At 33.8% G+C, this 22,701-nt stretch carries 11 protein-coding genes, 2 tRNA genes and 1 pseudogene; 8 read left to right on the forward strand and 6 right to left on the reverse strand.

Going from position 1 to position 22,701, the window contains the following annotated elements; genetic code table 11:
• Nucleotides 1-22: 22 nt before the first annotated feature.
• The 5 genes and pseudogenes from D1816_RS12425 to mutS form a co-directional block, all read right to left on the reverse strand.
• Nucleotides 23-1,123, reverse strand: coding sequence for a hypothetical protein (locus D1816_RS12425; protein ID WP_118503235.1), 1,101 nt, complete (start codon nt 1,121-1,123; stop codon nt 23-25).
• Between the two features lie 347 nt (nt 1,124-1,470).
• Nucleotides 1,471-2,091 (reverse strand): annotated as a pseudogene (locus tag D1816_RS12430) (recombinase family protein).
• A 382-nt stretch (nt 2,092-2,473) separates the two neighbouring features.
• Nucleotides 2,474-2,558 (reverse strand) — tRNA-Leu (locus D1816_RS12435).
• A gap of 19 nt (nt 2,559-2,577) precedes the next feature.
• A tRNA-Gly gene (locus tag D1816_RS12440) sits at nt 2,578-2,649 on the reverse strand.
• Nucleotides 2,650-2,744: 95 nt separating this feature from the next.
• On the reverse strand, nt 2,745-5,372 hold the full coding sequence (gene mutS, locus D1816_RS12445; protein ID WP_066317112.1) for a DNA mismatch repair protein MutS: 2,628 nt from the start codon (nt 5,370-5,372) through the stop codon (nt 2,745-2,747).
• Between the two features lie 134 nt (nt 5,373-5,506).
• Here mutS and D1816_RS12450 point away from each other — a divergent pair, with 134 nt between their 5' ends.
• From D1816_RS12450 to D1816_RS12470, 5 genes are all read left to right on the forward strand, one after another.
• Complete coding sequence (locus D1816_RS12450; RefSeq protein WP_118503237.1) at nt 5,507-6,040, forward strand: RNA methyltransferase; 534 nt, start codon at nt 5,507-5,509, stop codon at nt 6,038-6,040.
• 821 nt (nt 6,041-6,861) lie between these two features.
• Complete coding sequence (locus tag D1816_RS12455; RefSeq protein ID WP_118503239.1) at nt 6,862-12,825, forward strand: fibronectin type III domain-containing protein; 5,964 nt, start codon at nt 6,862-6,864, stop codon at nt 12,823-12,825.
• Nucleotides 12,826-13,024: 199 nt separating this feature from the next.
• Nucleotides 13,025-13,933: a hypothetical protein gene (locus D1816_RS12460; RefSeq protein WP_066317120.1), complete on the forward strand. Its 909-nt coding sequence runs from the start codon at nt 13,025-13,027 to the stop codon at nt 13,931-13,933.
• Between the two features lie 83 nt (nt 13,934-14,016).
• Entirely contained in the window at nt 14,017-15,333 is a 1,317-nt protein-coding gene (locus D1816_RS12465; protein ID WP_118503241.1) for a dipeptidase, read from the forward strand.
• 141 nt (nt 15,334-15,474) lie between these two features.
• A complete protein-coding gene (locus tag D1816_RS12470; RefSeq protein ID WP_118503243.1) occupies nt 15,475-16,584 on the forward strand; it encodes an alpha/beta hydrolase in 1,110 nt (369 codons plus the stop codon).
• On the opposite strand, the gene folK is transcribed toward D1816_RS12470, so the two are convergent.
• On the reverse strand, nt 16,581-17,738 hold the full coding sequence (folK, locus tag D1816_RS12475) for a 2-amino-4-hydroxy-6-hydroxymethyldihydropteridine diphosphokinase (RefSeq protein ID WP_255421919.1): 1,158 nt from the start codon (nt 17,736-17,738) through the stop codon (nt 16,581-16,583). The genes D1816_RS12470 and folK overlap by 4 nt on opposite strands.
• A gap of 83 nt (nt 17,739-17,821) precedes the next feature.
• On the opposite strand from folK, the gene D1816_RS12480 reads away from it, so the two are divergent.
• The 3 genes from D1816_RS12480 (at nt 17,822) to D1816_RS12490 (ending at nt 22,700) form a co-directional block, all read left to right on the forward strand.
• The gene (locus D1816_RS12480; protein WP_066317128.1) at nt 17,822-18,529 is read left to right on the forward strand and encodes a queuosine precursor transporter; all 708 of its coding nucleotides are present in this window, start codon (nt 17,822-17,824) and stop codon (nt 18,527-18,529) included.
• A gap of 92 nt (nt 18,530-18,621) precedes the next feature.
• Nucleotides 18,622-21,267 carry an AsmA-like C-terminal region-containing protein gene (locus tag D1816_RS12485; RefSeq protein ID WP_118503246.1) on the forward strand — a complete coding sequence of 882 codons (2,646 nt, stop codon included), beginning with the start codon at nt 18,622-18,624 and terminating at the stop codon, nt 21,265-21,267.
• A 164-nt stretch (nt 21,268-21,431) separates the two neighbouring features.
• A complete protein-coding gene (locus D1816_RS12490) occupies nt 21,432-22,700 on the forward strand; it encodes a hypothetical protein (protein ID WP_118503248.1) in 1,269 nt (422 codons plus the stop codon).
• Nucleotide 22,701: the final 1 nt, after the last annotated feature.

Here is a 22,701-nt window from a genome sequence, read left to right on the forward strand (position 1 = left end):
TATATTGTTTTTAGTAAGGTTTTTAATTCAAAACACTCATTTTCATTTCTTCTTTAATATTTCCTGGCTCTATATTGAACACACTTTTATAATATGATTGAAATAGCCTTTTTGTTTTAAGAGATTCAATATTCTTATCGAAAGTTTTTGTATAATAAAAATCTTTTATTTGGTTTTTTAGTCCGCCCTGTTTATAAAAGTAAGAAAGCGATGTGTTTACAACTATATTCTCCTCAAATGGCATAAATGAACCTTGATGCTTGTTGCGCATATTGTTTATAGCGTTGTATTCTCTAGAAGCTGTGTAAGCATAAGAAATATAGTTGTGAAGCATCTCGTGTACAATAGTCTCTATTAATCCTTCTTTTAAATAACTGTACCGGTTGAGACTTGAATTTTCTTCATTATATATAGGCTTGCTTCCAAACTTTGATTTACCTAAGATATTGTTGGAATGAATATTCACAAAAGCAACATTTCTATACAAACTTATTTTTTTATCATCATCTACATAACCATCTAGTATGTAATATGCTCTATTTGCAGCAATATCGACTGGATTATAATTGAAGGCAATCCAAAACGCTTTATTTGTATTTAATAAGTCAAATCCTTGACTTGGATTGGGTTTTAAGATTGTTCTAGTTTTTTCAAATAAATTTATATACGCTTTTTTATATCGATATTTTAATATTAAGTAAGCTCTCAAGGAATAGTATATATTTTCTTGACTTATTCGATCATCTTCTTCTGTAGAAATATAAAAATCATCATACTTATAAATATGATTTTTTTGATTCATCTCACAAGCACTTTTTGAGGTAATTCTATAATTGTCAAACATACCTATTTCATTGGGATGAATAAAGCCAATATACTTTAATTTTTTTTCATTGAAAGGAACAATCATATCAGCTACGAATACTTCTGAATTGGCCTGTTTTTCAACTAAAAGTTTAATCTCGTTCTCAATTTCGGACATTGAAAGACTATCTTGATTAATTGAGTTTGGATTTATCCAAGATAAGTCGTGTTTATTCAATTCAATTTTATTAATGTCTTGTTCTTGTCCTAATAAATAATTTATGAATAGTAGAGATATGTATAAAAAAGTTCTTTTCATATTGCTTATTTTTAATTCTGACTAACGTAAAAATAATTTGCTGTTTATCAGTATTTTATAACTAAGGACCAAATTCATATTCAATAAAATTCAACAAAAAAACCATACGGTTTTTACGGTTTTCCTCAGAAACAAATACTTTTCGATTAAATACAAAAAAAACTGGTGATTAACCTTATTTTCACATAACAACACAAATACTAAATAGAACTGAAAATTTAATCTAATGAGAGAATCAATGGAATCTTTTAGAATGTTGTATTTTTTTAGCTCCATTTTCATAACCTATAATACACCTCAATTATTTTATGTGTTTTTTGCAATATGCATTTTCTAGATCCTGATCTTTATCCCAAAAACATTACTTTGCAAACAACACAATTCCTACGACCACGATGAGCTAAATATTTGTATAAAGTGGCTTTTGAATTAATATCAACTAGCTTCATAATTTCAGTAATGGAAAGCTGATTTTTTTCATCTCGATAGTAGTTTTCTGCTAGGATGGCTTTTGCTTCAGCTTTCTGGCTAAGACCTTTTCGTCTGCCAATCATAGCACCTCTTCTACGTGCGCTTTCTTGTCCAGCCAATGTCCTTTCGACAATAATATTGCGCTCCATTTCGGCTACTGCACTAAAGATAGTTAGTACGAATTTTCCATGAGCAGATGTAGTATCAATAAAAGGCTCTTGAAGACTTTTAAAACCTACTTCCAATTGTTCAAATTCATCAACGAGCTTTAGCATATGCGAAACACTCCTTGCGATTCGATCCATCTTCCAAACAATGACGATATCTTCTTCTCGTAATTAACCTAAAAGTAAATCAAGATTTTTCCGATTCGCTTTTGATCCAGAAGAAACATCTTTATAGATATTCTTTTCTTTTACTCCTGCTTTTAACAAGGCATCGATTTGTAAATCAAATCTCTGAGATGAGGTACTTATACGTGCATATCCAAATAACACACTGGTTCATTTAAGTGTTAATTGATAAACTTAGGAATTGAACCGCTTTATTGAACTTGATAGTTTGTATTCCTCGGTTTCTATACAAAAGTTCAATGAGCTTCGTTTTCTAATCTATTTTTGTAATTAATATTTAAAATACTGTATGATGATGAGTACAAACAGTTATTTAGCTATAATTATAAATTTTCTACAACTCAAGTGTAGAATCCAGGTGAAAAAACTTTAAGTGTCGAATACTATTTTAGGCAAAAAAATAAATATACAATATGAGAGTTTGTTGAAACCATGTTGAAACCGCGAGAAAGGAAGGAGTTAAAATATCAAGGCAAAAAAGTTCAAAAACAAAGAAACCTCTTGATAAATCAAGAGGTTTCGTATGTACTGAAGGCGGGACTTGAACCCGCACGGCCTTACAGGCCATTGGATTTTAAGTCCAACGTGTCTACCAATTCCACCACTTCAGCTTGGTATATATTATCTCAGAGCGAAAGACGGGATTTGAACCCGCGACCCTCACCTTGGCAAGGTGATGCTCTACCCCTGAGCTACTTTCGCAGTTTGTTTATGAACTTTGCAATCGTTATTGCGGATGCAAATTTAAAACAATTCTAGTAATACCAAAGTCTTTTTTAAAAAAAGAATAAAAAAATTTACACTTGCGATGCTTTCTTCCTGGTTAACATGCGTTTAATCTCATTAAGTTTCATTAAAGCTTCGACCGGAGTTAACGTATCAATATCAATATCTAAGATTTCGTCCTTGATTTCTTCTAATAATGGATCATCCAAATTAAAGAAACTTAATTGTAACTCATCATCTTCTTGAATTCCTTTTATTTTATCGGTAAGCTCTTCACTACTATGAGACTTTTCAAGCTTTTTAAGCATCTTATTAGCCCTATGCAATACTTGTTGAGGCATTCCTGCCATTTTAGCTACATGAATCCCAAAACTATGTTCACTACCTCCAGGAACAAGCTTACGCAAAAATAGTACTGTATCTTTAAGTTCTTTTACCGAAACATTATAATTTTTGATTCTACCAAAAGTTTCGCACATCTCATTCAATTCATGATAATGTGTTGCAAACAATGTTTTTGGTCTTGCCGGGTGTTCATGCAAAAATTCACTAATCGCCCAAGCGATAGAAATACCATCATAGGTGCTGGTACCTCGTCCAATTTCATCTAATAGCACTAAGCTTCGATCTGATATATTATTAAGAATACTGGCGGTCTCATTCATTTCTACCATAAATGTAGATTCTCCCATAGAGATATTATCACTTGCACCTACTCTTGTAAATATCTTATCAACTATGCCTATTCTTGCTTCTTCTGCTGGTACAAAGCACCCCATCTGAGCAAGTAAAACAATCAAAGCGGTTTGACGTAAAATGGCAGATTTACCACTCATATTAGGTCCCGTGATCATAATAATTTGTTGTTGATCTCTGTCTAAAACCACATCATTAGCAATATAGGGTTCTCCTGGGGGCAATTGTTTTTCGATGACAGGGTGTCGACCATTTTTAATTTCTAAATCATACGATTCTTCCATCAAAGGGCGAACGTATTGATTTTCCTGAGCCAATTGAGCAAAAGAACACAAACAATCTAACTGACCTATTAATGTAGCATTTAACTGCACAGGTTTGATATATTCGTTCATCCAAATAACCAAATCATTAAATAGCTGCTGCTCTAGTCCTAGAATTTTTTCTTCGGCACCAAGAATTTTGGCTTCATACTCTTTTAACTCCTCTGTAATATATCGTTCTGCATTTACCAGAGTTTGTTTTCTAATCCAAGTATCCGGAACTTTATCCTTGTGTGTATTTCGAACTTCGATATAATATCCAAATACATTATTTGAAGCGATTTTAAGAGATGTAATACCCGTAGCCTCAGTTTCTCTCTCTAACATTTTATCCAGATAATCTTTTCCTGAGAATGCTATAGATCGCAATTCATCTAGTTCGTCCAAATATCCATTGGCAATGGTGTTTCCTTTTAAAATATTAACAGGAGCCTCTTCATTTAATGTTTCTTTTATTTTTTCTCGCAACAACTCACAATCATGAAGTGTATCTCCTATAACTTTTAGCGCTTCATTATCACTATTTGTAGCTTGTGCCTTTATAGGAACAATAGCTTCTAGGGAGTTCTTAAGGTGAATCACTTCTCTAGGAGTTACTTTTCCTGTAGCGACTTTAGATATTAATCGTTCAATATCTCCTATTTGCTTGATTTGATGCTGGTTTTTCTGAAGCAAAGTAGTATTATCCAAAAAGTATTGAACAACTTCATGACGTTTTTGTATTGCTGAACTATTATTGAGCGGAAGTGCCAACCATCTTTTTAAGGTACGACCTCCCATTGGAGAAATAGTTTTATCAATTACATCTAAAAGTGTAACTGCATTGGCAGCATTTGGGTTGTATAATTCTAAATTACGAATGGTAAAGCGATCCATCCAAATGTACTGATCCTCGGCAATACGATGAATAGCTGTGATATGTTTTAACTTATGGTGCTGCGTCTCTCTTAGATAATGCAAAATAGCAGCAGCTGCAATGATTCCTTCTTGCAAATGATCTACACCAAACCCTTTTAAAGAAGCGGTACCAAAATGATCATTTAATGTCTCATTAGCATAATCAGTTTTAAAAACCCAATCTTCTAAAAAGAAAGCATGAAAATCTTGACCAAAATCTTTATAAAAGGTTTGTTTTTTTGGCTTTGTCACTAATACTTCACTTGGGCTAAAATTTTGCATTAGCTTATCCATATGTGCAGTATCTCCTTGCGCCGTTAAAAACTCACCAGTAGAAACATCTAAAAAAGCAATACCTACAGCCTTTTTACCATAATGTAATGCGCATAAAAAATTATTTGTCTTACTCTGTAAAACTTCATCGTTTAATGCAACTCCAGGAGTTACTAGTTCAGTCACTCCTCTTTTGACAATGGTTTTGGTCTGCTTAGGGTCTTCTAGCTGATCGCAAATAGCAACACGTTCACCAGCTTTTACCAATTTTGGTAAATATGTGTTTAGTGAATGGTGTGGAAATCCTGCCAAGGCAGTTTCTTGCTCACTTCCATTTCCTCTCTTTGTGAGCACTATATTTAAAATAGCTGCCGCTTTAATAGCATCTTCTCCAAAAGTTTCATAAAAATCCCCTACTCTAAACAATAACATAGCATCAGGGTATTTCACCTTAATTGCATTATATTGTTTCATCAAAGGAGTTACCTTTTTAACATTTTTTCCTGCCATTCAACACATAATTTTATGAAAGAAGCTAAAATAACTATTATGCCCTTTTTTCTATAACCTCAACCTTATGAGTTATTCAATTTTATTCACAATCTTATTTCAACTCAAAAGGAATAAATGATATTTTTGTAGCGATGAAAAACAACAGGAAATTAAAAAACAGCGAGCTTGACCGTAAAACGGTAGAAGAATTCAAAGCTTCCAAAAAAACACCTTTACTAATCATTCTAGATAATATTAGAAGTTTAAATAATATTGGTTCAGTGTTTAGAACAGCAGATGCCTTTTTAATTGAAAAAATTTACCTCTGTGGTATTACAGCCGTTCCTCCTCATAAAGATATCCAGAAGACTGCATTAGGAGCTACAGCAACAGTAAATTGGGAGCATCATGAAGATACTCTAACCTTAATTCAAAAGCTAAAAACCGAAAACATAAAAATCCTGTCTATTGAGCAAGCCGAAAACGCTATTATGCTCGACAAATTTCTACCACAACCTAATCAAACTTATGCCGTTATTTTTGGCAATGAAGTAAAAGGAGTCCAGCAAGATGTAGTTTCAGCAAGTGATGAAGTATTAGAAATCCCACAGTTTGGAAGTAAGCATTCACTAAATATTTCTGTAAGCGCGGGTATCGTTATATGGGATCTTTTCTCTAAAATTTAAATGCAGTTAATTAACAAAATCAATATAGTTGTCTTTTTTCAGACTTAATCATACTTACCACATTTCTGCAAATCCCCTATAGCGTCTTCTCATATATTAGTCAAAACTTACTGCATAAAACACCGTTCAAATAATATCAATCTAACAGTGAATTTTGTAAGAAAGTTCTTAATTGAATAGCAACAATAAAAAAATTGATTTTTATCAATAAATTGGTTGATCAATATCATATACCTCTTTGATAAAAGTCGTAAAACAAATGACATTAAGTAACTAATTTTGAACCAAATATTAACGCAAACCACAAATCGACTCATGAAACCACAAACTTTATCAAACCGACTAGAACATTAAAGGCATTATTAGATATATTGATATATTAAATCAGCAACCTTTATTGTTTTTCTAATTAGCTCCAACATATAAAAATTGATAGTTACGCCTACATCTTATACAGAAACAAAAGTGTTTAACTATCATACTATGCATGTAAAGCTCCAAAATCTTGTTGTAACAATTTAGTATTGCTTTTTTAGACACTCTTTATCTATAAAAACTACAAAAGTCTACAATCCGTAGGATCGTTAACATGCCCTAAATCAAACAAATCGTTGCTGATCTCAACATTGTAAAATCGAAATATTTCTTCACAAATAACATGTAGAACTCGCAAAAAACATGCACCCCAATAATCACTCTTAAAGTATCGCTTGTGAAATCAAAAACTACCGAATACCCTTTCTATTAATAAATCATGTAAAACATATTAATTAAAATAATACATCAATTACATAATCAATTTTAATTTAAACACACTGGTCATGAAACTAAAAAAGAGTACAACTTTACTCCTTGTCTTTTTCTTGTTTTCAATATTCACTAATGCACAAAGTAGTAGTGATAGAAATTACATCAAAAGACAAACCAATACCCAAGCATTACAAAAGATTATTACAGATGCTTCTTATTTAAACAAAACTATTAATGCAAAATCTTCAAGACAAAAAACACCATTAACAAAAATCAAAAAAGATGGTCGAATCGGCGTATTATATTCGTTTGATCAAAAAGGACAACCAGTCTATGCATATGATGATAACATAGAAGCTGCTATTAGTGGCCGTACAGATAAAATCTGGACAGGCGGTTCATCTGGTCTGAATCTTAATGGAGCAGGCATTGAAATAGGTGTTTGGGAACGAGGCAAGGCAAGAGCCAGTCATCAAGAATTTGAAGGACGCGCCTCTGCTGGAGACGACGCAAGTGTAACTAGTCACGGCACCCATACTGGCGGTACTTTAATTGCTGCCGGCATTGATCCCAAAGCGAGAGGGATGGCATCTGCGGCTCGCATAAAAAATTACAGCGCATCCGGGATGGTCGGTGAAGCTGCCGCTTTTGCCGCTGCCGGTGGTATCCTTGCTAACAATTCAAATACACCTAATGGGTCTGATGGTGTATATGATGCTAATGCACGTGATATGGATAATGTAACCTACAATGCCCCTTTCTATCTACATTGTAAATCTGCCGGAAATGAAGGGAACGGAAGTAAGTATGGAGTTATATTCACCAATCAACTAGCAAAAAATCTATTAGTTGTTGCTAACTCAGAGGATGTATCAAATTATACTGGTCCATCTTCAGTTACACTATCAAAGTCAAGTTCTTTTGGCCCTTCGAATGACTGGAGAATTAAACCTGACATAACAAATAATGGGCGCAAAGTATACTCTTCTGACTCGGGCAGTAATTCTGATTATGGAGTCAAAAGTGGTACTTCTATGTCTACACCTGCAACTGCTGGAACCATCGCATTGTTACAACAACATTATAAAAACCTTAACGGAGTGTACATGAGAGCGGCTACAGCAAAAGGTCTAATCATAGATGCTGCAGACGAAATAGGTGCAAATGATGGTCCTGACTTTTCTGGAGGATGGGGATTGGTGAATGCTGAAAGAGCTGCACAGATAATTTCAAACAATGGTAATACATCTATAATGGACGAATTAACCTTAAATAATGGAGATGCATACACCAGAACTATTAATTCTGATGGCTCAACCCCGTTAGCATTAACCATTGTGTGGAATGACCCCGCGGGGCAAATTAGTTCTGGAACTAATCCCGTGTTAGTTAATGACCTTGATGTTCGCATAACAGGCAATAACAAGACCTACTTACCATGGGTAATGGTCCCTAATTCGGCGTTTAACAATTATACAGCTCCAGCACAAAAAGGAGATAACTTTAGAGACAATGTAGAAAAAATAGATGCTGTACTACCTGCGGGCAGTTATACAGTTACAGTAAGTCATAAAGGAACATTAACTAATGGTTCACAAGAATTCTCATTAATCGTTAATGGTGTCATTGTAAGTTCTGATACAGAAACACCTAGTGTTCCTACTTCTATTACAGCTACTAACACAACTACCAACAGCACTGACTTATCATGGACAGCCTCTACCGATAATGTAGGAGTAACCGCTTATGAAATATTTCAAAATGGCTCTAGTATAGCAACAGTCGCTACTACAAATTTAAGTATAACAGGTCTTACTCCATCTACTAGTTATAGCTTTACTATCAAAGCCAAAGATGCAGCAGGTAATGCATCTGCAAGCAGCAGCCCTATATCTGTTACTACTTCTGCTCCTATTCCTGATAATGAAGCACCTTCTGCTCCCAATGGACTTTCTGCTTCAAATAGTACTCAAACCAGTACTGGTCTTTCATGGACAGCTTCAACCGATAACATAGGTGTGACCGAATATGAAGTATTTCAAAATGGTATAAGCGTAGGAACAACATCAACTACCAGTTTTAACATTACTGGCTTAGTTGCCAATACTACGTACAATTTTACCGTTAAAGCTAAAGATGCTGCAGGTAACGTATCTAATAGTAGTAATGCTGTCAATGTTACAACATCACCTATACCATCCTGTACTGGAATAACTAATTTTCCTTATAATGAAAGTTTTGAAAGCAATCTCGGTTTATGGACCCAAGGATCTAATGACGATATCAATTGGACAATAGACAGCAATGGCACTCCTTCTTCAAGAACAGGACCTTCTAACGCTTCAGATGGTAATAATTATATTTATACTGAAGCTAGTGGAAATGGAAATGGATTCCCTAATAAAATTGCCATCTTAACTAGTCCATGCATTGACCTTTCTGGTCAATCAAACTCAGAACTTAGCTTTGATTATCACATGTATGGTTCGAATATGGGAACCTTAGAAATACTTGTATCAACAGACAATGGTGCTACATGGACAAACATCTGGACAAAGAGCGGTAATCAAGGAAATAACTGGAACTCACAATCAATTTCGCTATCAACTTATAGCAATTCTGTAATCCAATTACAATTAAAAGGAACTACTGGATCAGGTTTTAGAAGTGATATAGCTATTGATAATTTAAAAATAGCATCATTCATAATTGATACAGAGGCTCCTTCTGTTCCTTTGAGTTTGACTGCCTCAAATATAGGTTCAACTACACTTGACATATCTTGGACAGCAGCAAGTGACAATGTTGGTGTTCTAGAATACGAAGTATTTCGTAATGATGTTAGCATAGGTACAACCAACTCTACGAATTTTAATGTTACTGGTCTTACCGCAGAAACGACTTATAGTTTTACAATAAAAGCTAAGGACGCAGCGGGTAATACCTCTGAAAATAGTACTACAATAAATGTTACTACAAACCAAATAGTGGTCGTTACCGAACAGACTCTTGTAGAAAATACTTCTGGTGGAGATAAAATAGAAGTAAACGATGGTCAAAGTGGTGCACAATCTTTTAAATATACTACTTCTGATTATTTCATTAATAAAGTAGTTGTATACTTATCCAAAGATAAGGATGCTCCTAATGCCGATCTAGAATTTAACGTTGGTACTGCAGTTAATAATGGATCCATATCAGGAAGTATTAAAAATATTAAAGCTTCAGAAATCAATAATACCTCAGAAGGAAGTAGTTTTACAAAATATGAAATCGCTTTTGCTTCACCGGTGGGGCCCTTAACAGCAGGAACTACTTATTACCTGAATTTTGAAAATAATGGATCTAATGGTAACAAATATTATTTAGAGTATTCTGGAGGTAATACCTATCCTGATGGCACATATTACAAATCAGGTGACAATGATGGTAAAGACATAAAATTTCAAATTATAGGATCAGAAATTGTTGTTCCAGATACAGAGGCACCTAGTGTTCCTGCGAATTTAATCGCTTCTAACACTACAGTAACAACAACAGATCTTTTCTGGACTGCAGCAACAGACAATGTTGGAGTAACTGGATATGAGGTTTTCCAAAATGGAACAAGTATCGGTACAAACACTACTCCAAACTTTAGTGTTACTGGACTTGTTGCTAATACCGTATACAATTTTACGATTACAGCAAAAGATGAGGCTGGAAATGTTTCTGCAGCTAGTAGTGCTTTATCGGTAACTACATTGCCACCCCCAGACACACAAGTACCAACTGCGCCAACAACATTAGTTGCTTCTAATGTAACCGATGTAAATCTGGACTTATCGTGGACAGCAGCTACAGACAATGTAGCAGTAACTGGATATGATATTTTTAGAGGCTCTACTAAAATTGGAACCAGTGCTACAACAAATTATACTGTTAATGGACTTACTGCTGAGACTGCATACAGCTTCACAGTAAAAGCCAAAGACGCTGCTGGAAATATTTCTGTAGATAGTAATATTGTTACGGTAACTACGGCAGCTCCTGCACCTGACACGCAAGCACCTACTGCGCCAACCGGGCTTACTTCTTCTAACATCACACAAACCAGTCTCAAGTTGAGCTGGACTGCCGCCACAGATAATGCTGGTGTCACAGGGTATGATATTTTTCAAGAAGGCATACTTATTGATTCGGCAGTGAATACTAACTATACAGTAACTGGACTTACTGCAGAAACTAGATATAGTTTCACAGTTAAAGCTAAAGATGCAGCTGGAAATGTTTCTGGCAACAGTAATACTCTTAGCGTTACAACAAGTGCATTACGTTATACATTAACGACAAATACGATAGGTCAAGGATCTATAAGTGGTTCAGGAACATACGATTCAGGAGAAGTAGTTAATGTTCAGGCGACCGCTGCAGCTGGTTGGGAATTTACAGGATGGACCGGAGATCTTTCTGGAAGTATTAACCCACAGTCTTTAACCATAAATACTAATAAAACCGTAACAGCAACTTTTACTGAAGTAATCCAGATAAGTACTTCGACAGAGAAATACCGATTAACCTGGAGAGAAGATCCATCAACTACTATGGTTATAGGTTGGAATCAAGTTAGAGGAACTAATCCTGTAGTACACTATGGACCAACTGATTTTGGAACGAGCTATAGCTCTTATCCTTCTATTAAGGTCGTAGACAGAAGTGTCTCAAGCAAAGGAATGAATAATCGATACGCAAGAATAACTGGATTACTTCCTGACACTGCATACTATTTTGTGATTAAAGATAGTGAAGGGGTATCTAAACGATACTGGTTCAAAACAGCTCCTAATAATCCTAATACCAGATTATCCATTGTAGCTGGAGGAGATTCAAGAAATAATCGTACTCCAAGGCAAAATGCAAATAAGCTAGTTGCCAAGATCAGACCTCATGCCGTGTTTTTTGGAGGAGATATGACGAGTTCTTCTTCTAGTTCTCAGTGGAAAAACTGGATGAATGACTGGCAATTAACTATTGGCACCGACGGAAGAATGATACCTGTAGTTGCTGCCCGAGGTAATCATGAAAGTTCAAATGACATTAGAGACTTATTTGATATCCCTACTGCAGCTGGAGGAGAATTCTATGCCTTAAGTTTTGGAGGTAATTTAATGCGAACATACACACTAAATACAGAGGTAACTCCAGGAGGAACACAAGGTACTTGGCTTGCTAATGATCTAGCGGCACAATCTGCCAATCACACTTGGGCTGTAGCACAGTACCATAGAGCAACAAGACCTCATCAATCTGGCAAATCAGAACAAAATGATCAATACGAAGCATGGTCTAAACCTTTTTATGCCAATGCCGTTCAATTAGTTATGGAAAGCGATTCACATGTTGTTAAACGTACATGGCCAATCAAACCATCTACCGGAAGCGGTAGTGATGAAGGGTTCACAAGAGCTGATACAGATCCTAAACGAGCAATATATGTTGGTGAAGGTTGTTGGGGTGCACCATTAAGGAATGCTAATGATAGTAAAAGTTGGACTAAAGCAGCGGGATCATTTAACCAATTTAAATGGTTATGGATTGATCAAAATAAGATCGAACTTAGAACTGTTAAAGTCGATAACGCAAATTCAGTAGGTCAATTAAGTGATGCAAATCAATTTACATTACCAACAAACATTGATATCTGGAACCCTACTGGGGGGAGTGTTGTTACCATTAATAATCCACATACGGTAAGAGCATCATTAACTCAAGCAAACAACATTGCATCAGCCAAAAATCAAACTATCACTGAAAAATCTCTGATAATCCATCCAAATCCAATAAAATATGGAGTATTGCATCTAACGTATCCAAATTACAACAAAGCACAAAAAGCAGAAGCTGTGATTAAAGATATGTCTGGACATATAGTGGATCGTATTATTTTCACAGCTGAAACCGCAGCATACAATGTTGATGAGCTAAGCTCGGGAATATATTTTATTGTAATCAAAACCGGTAAAGGAGAAATTACCGAAAAAATACTTAAAAAGTAAAACAAGTAATTTTTAGTCTTTTTTTTAAAACTGTCTGGAGAATATTTTCCAGGCAGTTTTCTAAATAAATAATCTTAAACAATTTTGACTATTGCAAACCTAAGTGTTAAGCAATTGTTTTTTATTCAATAGCGCAATAGTCAACGCCAATTTTTTATTTATTTTTAGTATCTCTTAATCAACTTTAGTATAACACGTCATGAATAATTCAAATACTATTGATCCCAGACTCATTTCTATTTTAAGAATTTCGACTTTTCTAATTTTTTTAGGAAGAGCATATCAACATTTGGTATGGGATCCACCATACAGAACATTGTTATGGGATGAAGCTATCTTAAAAGGTATTGTAGAAAATGTTTTCAATACTTCTTGGCACGAATATGTCACTAGCCTAGCTGCAGATACCGGAATAGGTCTTTTTACAAAAACTGTAGGCGTATTGTATTTGTTATGTGCTATAGTAGCATTATTTATAAAACCAAATATGAAAAGACTAGGAAAAGCATTTCTATTAGGTGGTAGTTTCGGACTCCTTATACTGGCTATTTTATATTGCAAGGAAAAATTTCTTCATGTAGGTCAATTTTTTGAATATATGATTCAATTTATGTCCCCTGTACTTTTTTATATGGTTTTATTTACAACCATAGAGTTTAAAAAAATACGCTTAATAGCTCTCATCGCTATTGCTCTAACCTTTAGTTGTCATGGGTTATACGCTGTAGGATATTACCCAAGACCTGGAACGTTTATTGACATGACTTTAAACACATTACCAATTAGCGAACCAAGTGCACATGCTATGCTAAAAATAGCAGGAATTCTTGATTTTGTAATTGCAATAGCTATTTTTATTCCGCGAATTTCATATCCCGCATTAATCTACGCCTTTATTTGGGGTGGTTTAACAGCCATCGCGCGTTTAGTAGGACATTTTCATATTGAATTTTTATGGAATTCTTTTAATCAATGGACTTGGGAAGTACTTATTAGACTGCCACATGCATTGATACCTTTATTTGTAATGATTGTAGATAAACCTGAAGTTTCTTTTTTCAAACGAAAAATATCTAAAAATAATCCTCAAATAGAAACCTTGTCTTGAAAATTTAAGAGTCGCTCAGCATTTTGATTTAAGATTTGTTTTGTATGTTTAATGTGTACAACATTCACACAAGCTCAATTACTATGAAGAATATTTTCCTGTTTTTTACCTATTCTGTTATTTTTTTATTTTCATGTAAACAAGAAAGCAAAACTAAAATTCAACAAACAGTTTCTAAGGATCAGATCCTTATTGATAAAGCAAAAGCTATACACAACAAAGTGATTACACTAGACACGCATTGCGATATCAATATTAAAAACTTTACAGATTCGATTAATTATACTCAGGACCTAGGCACACAGATCACATTACCAAAAATGAAAAAAGGAGGTTTAGATGTTGCCTGGTTTATCGTTTATACCGGTCAAGATTCATTAACCACAAAAGGATTTGCTAAAGCACATGAAGTTGCTTTATCAAAATTTAATGCAATCCATAAGCTTGTAGAAGATATAGCTCCTAATGAAATAGAATTAGCCTTAACATCTGATGATGTAAAAAGAATTCATAGTAAAAACAAAAAAGTTGCTATGATTGGTATTGAAAATGGGTATCCTGTAGGTACCGATATTTCTAATGTGAAAAAATTTCATGAATTAGGTGCGAGATACATGTCCTTATCACATAATGGACATAGTCAACTTTGTGATTCAAATACAGGAGAAGCTGACGGGGTCTGGCTACATAACGGATTAAGCGAATTAGGTAAAGAGGTTATTGTTGAAATGAATAAATGGGGGATTATGATCGACGTATCCCACCCTTCAAAAGAATCTATGCGCCAGATGATTCAACTATCAAAAGCACCTATCATAGCTTCACATTCTTCTGCTCGAGCTTTATGTAATCATAGTAGAAATTTAGACGATGAACAATTACAATGGCTTAAAGAAAATGAAGGTGTGGTACAAACAGTTGCTTTTACCTCATATCTAAATACCGAGAAATTCGAAAAAAGAGTTGTAGAAGAAGTAGCTATTGCAAAACAAATAGCCGACTCTATGGGAGTCACTTGGTTGGAACGCGAAGAAATCATCAAACTTAATACAGAGCAAAAAGAAACGTATTATGATTTCTTAGGCAAAATGGCTGCTATTAGAAGAGAAAAGATAAAAAAAATGACCAATCTACCCCCAGCTGTAGATGTAGTAGACTTTGTTAATCATATTGATTATATGGTCACTAAAATTGGCATTGATCATGTAGGAATCAGTTCTGATTTTGATGGAGGTGGTGGTATTGAAGGTTGGAGTGATGCTTCCGAAACTTTTAATGTTACATTAGAGTTAGTAAAGCGTGGCTATACCGAAGAGCAAATTGAAAAACTATGGAGCGGTAATCTACTACGTGTGCTTGACAAAGTACAAGAAGTAGCCCAAGAACTCCAAAAAGCATAAAACAATAAGATGATACACGTTGATCTTTAATAGTATACTCATAAACTTATTGAAAATATTACATTAGGCATCTCATCTATACAATTTAATTAATATTAACCTGTTTATAGTTACACCATTAATTATTACAAATTAGATATCATGCTTAAGAAGATCACCTTACTTTTACTTTGTTTAATTACGCTTTCATTTTGCTCTAATGATGAGTCTAATACACCTATTGATGGAGGTGACACTGGAAACACAGGTACAACTGGCACCACTGGTACAACCGGAAATACAGGAAACACAGGTACAACCGGCACCACTGGAACAACCGGAAATACAGGAAGCACAGGAACTACTGGTACGACTGGGAATACAGGTAATACTGGAACAACCGGTACTACTGGTGATACAAATACTGATCCGGATCGTTACAATAAAGAGGTATTTACTGATTTTGAAGTTGCTACTGTAATTTATGGTAACAACACTACCCAAGGAGGAGTAACAAAAGATCTTGATATGGATATTTATACACCTAAAGGTGATACCGAAACAAAACGCCCTTTAGTTATTCTTGCGCATGGTGGTAGTTTTATAAACGGCTCTAAAGATCAATTTAAAAACCTGGGGTTAGCACAAATGTTGAGCAAATCGGGTTATGTCGTTGGACTAATTTCATATAGACTTATAGACATTAATGTAAACGCAAATACCAGTACAGTAGGTACCATCCAAGCTATAAGTGATATGAGAGCAGCGGTTAGGTACTTCAGAAAAGACAATGCAGAAAACAATACCTATAAAATAGATGTAGACAATGTTTTTGTAGGAGGGTACTCTGCTGGGGCTATTACAGCATTACATGTTGGATACATAAACTCAAAAGAAGAAATACAAACTGTTAATCCTTTCCTTTCCCCATTATTTGATGCTAATGGTGGATTTGAAGGAGATAGTGGAAACCCTGGATTTTCATCAGAGGTTAAAGGTGTCATCAATATTTCTGGCGCTATTATAAGTACTGATTTTATACAAAAAGAAGACCCTATTGTCTATAGCATACATGGCACCAATGATGCCACAGTAGCTTTTGAAGGTACTGGTACTGGGTTAAAAGGTTCTGGACCAATTCATAGAAAAGCAGATGCGGAGAGTATTACAAATAAACTAAACGCTGTTCAAGGTGCAGGACATGATATCATATTTAGATGCCCTACTTGTAATACAGAAATTCGCGATTTTTTATTTAATAATCTAAATTAAGAAACCTTAGAAATTTCACTTAAAATTGAGATATAATCGGTACGATTAGCAATAAAGTCTAACGTTGATACATCTATAATCTTAACTTTAAGTTCTGATTGGGATTTTATAAACTGCAAGTATCCTTTGTTTATTTTGTCTAAGTATTCAGAGGGTATTTTTTGCTCATAGGCTCTTCCTCTTTTCTTAATGTTTTCGAGAAGACGTTCTGTATTTTGATATAAATACACGTATAGTCCTGGTTTTGGAAGATTAACATACATGAGATCAAAAACTTTTTTATACAATTTAAACTCTTCTTCTTGCAGTGTAACTTTAGCAAAAATTAATGATTTAAAAACATCGTAATCACTTACCACAAAATCTGTAAACAAGTCAAATTGTGCAATATCATCTTGCATTCTCTGATAACGATCTGCAAGAAAAGACATCTCTAAAGGAAATGCGTATCGCTCCATATCCTCATAAAATTTAGGTAAAAACGGATTATCTGCAAAGCGTTCCAAGACAAGTTTTGCATTAAATTCGCTTGCAATTAGTTTAGCCAAACTTGTTTTACCAGCACCTATATTACCTTCAACAGTAAGGTATTGAAATTGAGATAACCGATACGCCTCTTTAGGATTCTTAATTTTTTCATTCAATCTTAAAATTTCAGAGGTATCAGATGTATCAAAAAGTAACTGTTCTATAGATTTTTTAAATACAGGATGTTCTTTGTCTTTTGCGATATCAACAAGAGGTTGTAAAACAAATTTTCGATCTTGCATTGAAGAATGAGGAACTATTAGATTTGGTGTATCAATACACCCTTCAGAAGAGAGAATAATATCAAGATCAATTGTTCTTGGTTCATATCCATCTATATTATTTCTATTTCTACCTAAAAAAGTTTCGATAGCCATAAGTTTATCTAAAACCTTTGTGGTTGTATAAAATGTCTCTACGCAAATACATGCATTATAAAAATCATCACTACTAAAACCCCATGCGGGTGTTTGATAAACATTAGAGATAGAAACTATATCCCCAATCGTATTATAAATTTCATTGGCTGCTTTCTGGATGAAATCTAAGCGATTTCCCATATTACTTCCTAATGAAATATGTATTTGATGTGCTATTTTCAAGGTTGGATATTTATATTCTGGCAAGAACTCCTTATTTTAGAAGCAAATTAAGCAAAACAAAATCACTTCACCTTATTTTTTTGTGAAGTATTATCAACTATTCTATTTTGAAAGAAACTTCACTTAATCTTAAGGACAAACAAGCAGCATATCGAATTTATCTTATTCTCGCTTCGCTTTTTATTTCATCATTAGTAGTTTCCAATTTAATTTTTCAAAAGTTTTTTCATTGGGATTTTTTTGGCATATATACTTTTGAAATTTCGGTAGGTATTCTTCCTTATCCTATAACTTTTTTAATTACTGATATTATTAGTGAAATTTTTGGAAAACGCAAAGCCAATCAAGTTGTCACCGCAGGGATATTTGCTTCTTTTTTTTCATTACTAATTGTATCAGTATCATCGGCTGTTCCTGCTACATCATGGTCACCTATAAATGACGAAATATTTGACAGTGTTTTTGGAGCCACTGTAATTGCTGTTTTTGCATCTATGATGGCGTATCTTTTTGCTCAATATATTGATATCCAAATCTTTCATTTTTGGAAACGAACTACTAAAGGCAAACATTTATGGATTCGTAATAATTTTTCTACATTTTCCTCTCAATTTATCGACACATTTACGGTATTACTATTACTATGTTTTGCAGGTATAATCGAATGGGATCGTTTTGGTTTTTTATTACTCAATGGTTTTCTATTTAAGGTTCTCGTAGCGGCTCTTGACACACCTATTTTATACCTATTTGTTCATTTGTTCAGAAAGCGCTTTAAGCTGAAAGAAGGAGGCGAGTTATCTTTAGAAATTTAAAATCTAACAAATAGTTAACGTATCTAAAGCAACATAGTATCTTTGTATGCAGTTTCTTTACATAAGAAGTCTTATTCTCATAAAATAAAGTCATGAAAAAAGCCCTCAAAATTCTTGGTATTGTTATACTGTTGTTAATCATCACAATTATTTCTATCCCTTTTCTATTTAAAGGGACCATTCAGGATAAAGTTCGGTATTTAGTAAATGAACATGTAAACGCAAAAGTTGATTTTGCAAATGTTGATATTAGTCTATTAAGAAGTTTCCCTAATGCATCTGTAGTAATTGACGAACTTTCTGTAATCAACTACGCTCCTTTCGAAGGAGACACGTTAGCATACTCAAAAAAAATAGCGTTAGACATGTCTATAAACGAGCTTTTCAAAGATGCTTCTGAAGCTATTAGTGTACAAAAAATTATTATAGATGAAGCTCTGATAGCTGTTAAGACAGATTCAATCGGAAATTCAAACATAGATATTACAAAATCAGATAACGTAACTCCAGAAGACCCAATAGAAACAGAAAATGAAGATGGTTTTACTTTTGCCTTAGAGCATTATGAAATAAACAATAGTAGAATTTTATATCAAGATGATGTAAGTAAAATGCTACTAGAAATGACTGGACTTAATCATACCGGTGATGGATCGGTATCTGGCGACAACGTTATTTTAAATACAAATACAATCACAGAAGCATCTTTTGGTCTTGATGACACTAAATACCTCAACAAAAACAAACTACAACTTGATGCCAAAATAGAATTAGATCTAAAAAATCAACGATATACGTTTAGGGAAAACAAAGGACTGATTAATCGATTACCATTAGAGTTTACTGGTTTTGTTCAATTATTTGAAAAATATACTGAAGTCGATCTTAGTTTTAAGACTCCTACTTCAGATTTTAAAAATTTTCTAGCTGTAATCCCTGAAACTTATGCTAAAAATCTTGATGGAGTTCAGACAAGCGGGGATTTCTCAATTGCTGGCGTAGTAAAAGGGAAGTCTGATGACACGCATATTCCTACGATGGATATTAGTATCGTCTCGCATAACGCATCTTTTAAATACCCTGACTTACCTAAAGCTGTTAAAAATATTAATATTGATACAAAAATTAAAAATGAAACAGGGTTAGTAGATGATACGTATGTAAATATTGGTAACCTAACCTTTAAAATAGATCAAGATTCATTTGCAGCAAAGGGGTATCTAAAAAACCTTACTAAAAATATGATTATTGATATGGCACTCAAAGGAACCTTAAACCTCGCTAATCTTAATCAAGCATATCCCTTACAACTTGAAGAACAATTAAATGGTATTCTAAATGCCGACATCAAAACTCATTTTGATATGCTATCTCTAGAAAAAGAACAATACCAAAATGTTAAAAGCTCGGGAACAGCAAGTATTTCAAATTTTACATATGCCTCTGAGGAATTGCCCAATGAGATTAGCATTAATAAAGCTAACGTCAGTTTTAATCCAGGAACTATTTCATTAGATGAACTGCAGGTTACAACGGGTAAATCGGATTTAGCTGCAAAAGGAACTATTACTAATCTCATGGGGTTTTTGTTTGCAAAACAGGATCTAAAGGGAAATTTTGATGTTAACTCTAATGTCTTTGCTGTAAGTGACTTTATGGTTAGTGAGGAGGAATCAGAAGGGCAAACAACAGATACAGAAGCTACAAATGAAGAAGAAACTATGAAAATACCTTCTTTTCTGGATGCTACTTTAAACTTTGATAGTAAAAAAGTGCTATATGATAATTTGGTTTTGGAAAATGCTAAAGGAACAGTAAAAATAAAAGACGAGACTGCGTATCTTCAAAATGTGACGTCTAATATTTTTGACGGAGGCATCGCATTTAATGGGAATGTATCTACTAAATCTGAAACTCCAACTTTTGACATGGCCTTAGATTTAAGTAAAATAGACATTGTGAAGTCATTCGAGAATTTAGAACTTGTAAAAGGTCTAGCGCCTATTGCCAAGGCATTAACAGGTAATCTTACAACACAAATAAATCTTAATGGCAAACTAAATGATAACCTCACGCCTGTCCTTACTTCTTTAAAAGGGAAAGCGCTTGCAGAAATCCTAAATGCACAGGTAAGAACTGGAAAAACACCGCTACTTTCTAAATTAGACAATCAACTTAATTTTGTTGAACTCGACAAGTTGAATCTTAAAGATATTAAAACCAATTTAAGTTTTGACGATGGTAAAATCAATGTAAAACCTTTTAATTTTGATGTACAAGGTATTAAGATTACTGCCGGAGGTAGCCATAGTTTTGATCAAAGTATGGATTACAATCTTACTTTAGACGTTCCTGCCAAATATTTAGGGAGCGAAGTAGGTAGTTTAATGTCTCAACTTAATGAAAAAGAAGCTAACTCAGTTACTGTTGGCTTGCCTGTAGGTATTTCAGGAAATTTCACAAATCCTAAAATCAATTTAAATACTGGTCAAGCAGTAAAACAACTTACTCAACAAATAGTAAATAAGCAAAAAGCCAAAGTAAAAGACGAGTTAGTAGGCAAAGGTCAAAAAGCTATTACCGATTTATTAGGCGGAACTAAAAAGAAAAAAGATTCTACAAAAACAGATTCACCTAACAACACCGAAGACGCCTTAAAGAATACGGCAAAAAGTATTTTAGGAGGTATTCTAGGTAGTAAGAAAAAGAAAAAAGATTCTACCAAATCTAAAAATTAACTAACACTTGCAATGTTTTATGGTTTTTCAGCAGCTTAATTACACCAATAAAGTAGTTTCCTACAATTAAGTTAATTTTGTTAAAAACTATTATTTTTTAGTCGCAATATATTTACTAAAACTAGGTTAGGGATTTTACAAAGTCAAAATTAAATCCCCTGGCTATGAAATTAAATATTGTAAATTTTACAATCTTTTTGTTTACTATTTTGTCGTTCTCACAAACAAAATCTTATGACGATCAGATGAAATGGATGAAAGGTTGGACCAATTTTGATCCTAATCACGAAGACTATCCTGAAGCAGAAGAAAAACTCCCAAACATTATTAATACTGATTCTTATTTAAGCAATGATGTAGTTTACTTAATGTCTGGAAATGTATATATCACCGACAATGCTACCTTAACTATTCAAGAAGGAACTATTATTAGATGTGATACCGAAGATGCTTCTAGTCTTGTTGTAACCAAAGGCTCTAGATTAATTGCAAAAGGATCCAAAACCTTACCTATAGTTTTTACCTCTAACAACACTAAAAGATCTCGAAATCCTGGAGATTGGGGCGGTATAATAGTTATTGGATCTGGTAAAGTAAATGCCGCAACATCAAAAACAGTAGAAGGCAATTTTTTAGCTCAATATGCTGAATATGGCGGTTCAAGAGAAGATGAAAACACCACAGAAATGTCCTATGTTAGGATTGAATATGCAGGAAAAAAAATCAATCAATCTAAAGAACTAAATGGTTTATCACTTTATGCTTTAGGAAAAAACTCAATACTTCATCATATAATGATAAGTTACTCTGCAGATGATTCTTTTGAGGTTTTTGGGGGTTCTGCAAATATGAATAACTTGATTTCATTTAAGGCCAAAGATGATGATTATGATTTCACACTAGGATATACTGGTATGTTAGACAACATTTTAGCTATTCGACACCCATATATAAGTGATAGTAGTGGGTCCTATGCTATAGAAGCCGATGGATATGACCCAAAAAGTGGATTGGATGCAACAAGAATATTATCCGAAATTCACATTAAAAATGCAACATTAATAAACTTATCAGATATAAGTAATTATAAATTCACTACTGCCGCCATTTCTTCTAAAAACATGGCAAAACTAAATGTAACACAATCAAGAATATCTGGTTTTGCTAATGTGGTTCTATTTGACACCTCATATACATCCTATACAGATTTAGAAAATAAATTCTTACTCGAAAACAGTATCTTTAATGTACATGGCCCTACAGTCATTGCTAAGTCTCAATTTGCTACTATAGGAAATATCGATCAGTTATTAAAATACAATATGTATACTAAGCATTTTCAAGCTGTGGATAATGTATTTGTAGATCCATTTCATCGAAAGCATCCTAAATTTACTATAAAGGATTCTGACACCTATACTGTCATGCAATAAA

The sequence above is a fragment of the Aquimarina sp. AD10 genome (assembly GCF_003443715.1).
Classification (GTDB): domain Bacteria; phylum Bacteroidota; class Bacteroidia; order Flavobacteriales; family Flavobacteriaceae; genus Aquimarina; species Aquimarina aggregata.